The sequence below is a fragment of the Arthrobacter sp. GCM10027362 genome (assembly GCF_042679445.1).
GTDB lineage: Bacteria > Actinomycetota > Actinomycetes > Actinomycetales > Micrococcaceae > Crystallibacter.
Genome location: NZ_JBHTML010000286.1, coordinates 514 through 3,553, shown reverse-complemented (window position 1 = coordinate 3,553; position 3,040 = coordinate 514). Strand labels below are relative to the sequence as shown.

Here is a 3,040-nt window from a genome sequence, read left to right as displayed (position 1 = left end):
GCTGGCACGCCCTGGCAGGGCGGCCGCCGGCGTGGCCCCTGCCGCGGGTGCTGGCCCTGAAGCCGCTGCTGGCCGGTGCGTGCCTGGTGCTTGGCCTGGTCCTGCTGTCCGGCCGGCCGAGCGGGCCGCTGGCCATGCTGGTCATCGCGGTCACCGGCGTCGCCTATTTCGTGCCCGACCTGCTGCTGTACAGCCGCGGGCAGGAGCGGCAGGCGGCCATCAGACTGGAGCTGCCTGACACCCTGGACCAGATGATGATTGCGGTGGAGGCCGGACTGGGCTTCGACGCGGCCATGGCCCGCGCCGGCGAGAACGGAAAGGGGCCGCTGGCCGAGGAGCTGGTCCGCACGCTGCAGGACATGCGTGTCGGGTTGTCGCGCAAAAACGCCTACCGGGCGCTGGGGGAACGCACCTCGGTCCCGGACCTGCGAGGGTTCATCCGGTCGGTCATCCAGGCCGACGCATACGGGATCTCCATCAGTGCGGTCCTGCGCACCCAGGCGCAGGAAATGCGGCTCAAACGCCGTCAGCGCGCCGAGGAAAAGGCCATGCAGCTACCGGTGAAAGTCCTTTTCCCCCTGATGTTTTGCATCCTGCCGGTGCTGTTCATCGCCGTGCTGGGACCGACGGTCCTGAGCATCGCGGCGTCCTTCTCCTGACGCTCCTGCCCGGAAACGCGAAAGCCCCCGCCGAAGCGGGGGCTTTCATCCGTGCGCCCAAAGGGATTCGAACCCCTGACCTTCTGTTCCGTAGACAGACGCTCTATCCAGCTGAGCTATGGGCGCTTGGCCTCGCGGCCGGATATAACTCTAGCGTGGTTGGCCGGAGTTTCCAAATCGGCCGGATCGGCCCCCTGGTTCCCTGGATTTCCGCGGCTGTACCGGCAGGCGGGACGGGGCCGGCCGGGCCGTCGGCCCCGCGTGTTGAAGGCCGCGGGCGGACCGGATAGACTAGACCGGTCTACGTGACCTTGGTCACATAATTTCGCTGTCGTTTTTTGAAACTATTGCTGAATATCCCGGAAAACCGCGGAATGCCGAGCGGGAAGGAGCGCCCAAGATCCGCCGGGAGGCAATTCGGCCGCAATCCGGTCTACCCGCCTACCCCTACCATCGTTAGACACCACTGACCTAACGAAGGGGAGAGTCATGGGCGATACCGCGCGTCAAACCGTCCTTGAGGGGGCACTTATGGAGGCACCGACCACCCATCCGAAGCTGCGTGCCTGGGTTTCCGAGGTTGCCGAGCTGACCCAGCCCGACTCTGTCTATTGGGTCGACGGGTCGGAGGAAGAATACGCGCGGCTCACCGGCGAGCTGGTGGAGGCCGGCACGCTGCGCCGGCTGAACCCCGAGCTGTTTCCGAACTCCTTCGCCGGCTTCTCCGATCCCAAGGATGTGGCCCGGGTCGAGGACCGCACGTTCATCTGCTCCCAATCCAAGCGCGACGCCGGCTTCACCAACAACTGGATGGACCCGGGCGAGATGAAGGCCATCCTCAAGGACCGCTTCAACGGCAGCATGCGCGGGCGCACCATGTACGTGATTCCGTTCGTGATGGGCCACCTGGACGCCGAGGACCCGAAGTTCGGCGTCGAAATCACCGACAGCGCCTACGTGGTCGCCTCGATGCGCATCATGGCGCGCATCGGTTCGGACGTGCTGCGCAGGATGGAGCAGACCGACGCGTTCTTTGTCCCGGCCCTGCACTCCGTGGGCGCCCCGCTGGAGCCGGGCCAGGCCGACGTGCCGTGGCCGTGCAACGACGAGAAGTGGATCGTGCACTTCCCCGAGGAGCGCTCCATCTACTCCTACGGCTCCGGCTACGGCGGCAACGCGCTGCTGGGCAAGAAGTGCTACTCGCTGCGCATCGCCTCGGTGATGGCCCGCGACGAGGGCTGGCTGGCCGAGCACATGCTCATCCTCAAGCTCACCAGCCCGGAGAACAAGGTCTACCACATTGCCGCCGCGTTCCCGTCGGCCTGCGGCAAGACCAACCTCGCGCTGCTGGACCCGACCGTCGAAGGCTGGAAGGCCGAGACCCTGGGCGACGACATCAACTGGATGCGCTTCGGCAAGGAGGGCGAACTGCGCGGGGTGAACCCGGAGTTCGGCCTGTTCGGTGTGGCACCGGGCACCGGCTGGGGCACCAACCCCAACGCCATGCAGGCCATCGCCAAGGGCAACTCCATCTTCACCAACGTGGCCCTGACCGATGACGGCGGCGTCTGGTGGGAGGGCATGACCGAGGAGACCCCGGAGCACCTGACCGACTGGCAGGGCAACGACTGGACCCCGGATTCCGGCCGTCCCGCCGCCCACCCGAACTCGCGCTTCTGCACCCCGATCACCCAGATCGACATGCTCGCCCCCGAGTACCACGATCCGGAGGGCGTGGAGATCAACGCCATCCTCTTCGGCGGCCGCCGCAAGACCACCATCCCTTTGGTCACCCAGGCCCGGGACTGGACCAACGGCATCTTCATGGGCGCCACGCTGTCCTCGGAGACCACCGCCGCGGCCACCGGCGCCGTCGGCGTGGTGCGCCGCGATCCGATGGCGATGCTGCCGTTCATCGGCTACGACGCCGGCGACTACCTCAAGCACTGGATCACCCTCTCCGGCAAGGCCAACCAGGACCGGCTGCCCCAGATCTTCCTGGTCAACTGGTTCCGCCGCACGGCCGACGGCGGCTTCGCCTGGCCGGGCTTCGGGGACAACTCCCGTGTCCTCAAGTGGGCGGTCGAGCGCATCGAGGGCAAGGCCGACGCGGTGGAGACCCCGATCGGCTACATTCCGACCGGCGACTCGATCGACCTGACCGGCCTGGACATGACCCCGGCCAATGTCGAGGAGGCCGTCAAGGTGGATCCGGCCGAGTGGGTCGAGGAGCTCAAGGGCATCGAGGAGTGGTTCGCCCGCTTCGGCGACTCGCTGCCGGATGAGCTGGCCGACCAGCTGGCCGACCTGAAGAAGCGCTTCGCAGAGGCCTAAACGGCGCAGCCATCGCAGGGAGGGGTCCCCGCCGCACGGCCGGGACC

At 67.1% G+C, this 3,040-nt stretch carries 2 protein-coding genes and 1 tRNA gene; 2 read left to right on the top strand and 1 reads right to left on the bottom strand.

Annotated features, from left to right (window positions below):
- Positions 1-659, top strand: a 659-nt coding sequence (locus ACFQ36_RS21630) for a type II secretion system F family protein (protein ID WP_377017438.1), incomplete at its 5' end; no start/stop codon positions are given.
- Positions 660-711: 52 nt separating this feature from the next.
- Here the strand turns inward: ACFQ36_RS21630 and ACFQ36_RS21625 are convergent.
- Positions 712-785, bottom strand: a tRNA-Arg gene (locus ACFQ36_RS21625).
- A 363-nt stretch (positions 786-1,148) separates the two neighbouring features.
- On the opposite strand from ACFQ36_RS21625, the gene ACFQ36_RS21620 reads away from it, so the two are divergent.
- On the top strand, positions 1,149-2,993 hold the full coding sequence (locus ACFQ36_RS21620; RefSeq protein WP_377017436.1) for a phosphoenolpyruvate carboxykinase (GTP): 1,845 nt from the start codon (positions 1,149-1,151) through the stop codon (positions 2,991-2,993).
- The last annotated feature ends 47 nt before the right edge of the window (positions 2,994-3,040 follow it).

Coding starts and splice junctions, on each gene's coding strand:
- ACFQ36_RS21620 (WP_377017436.1), top strand. CDS start 1,149: ATGGGCGATACCGCGCGTCAAACCGTCCTTGAGGGGGCACTTATGGAG.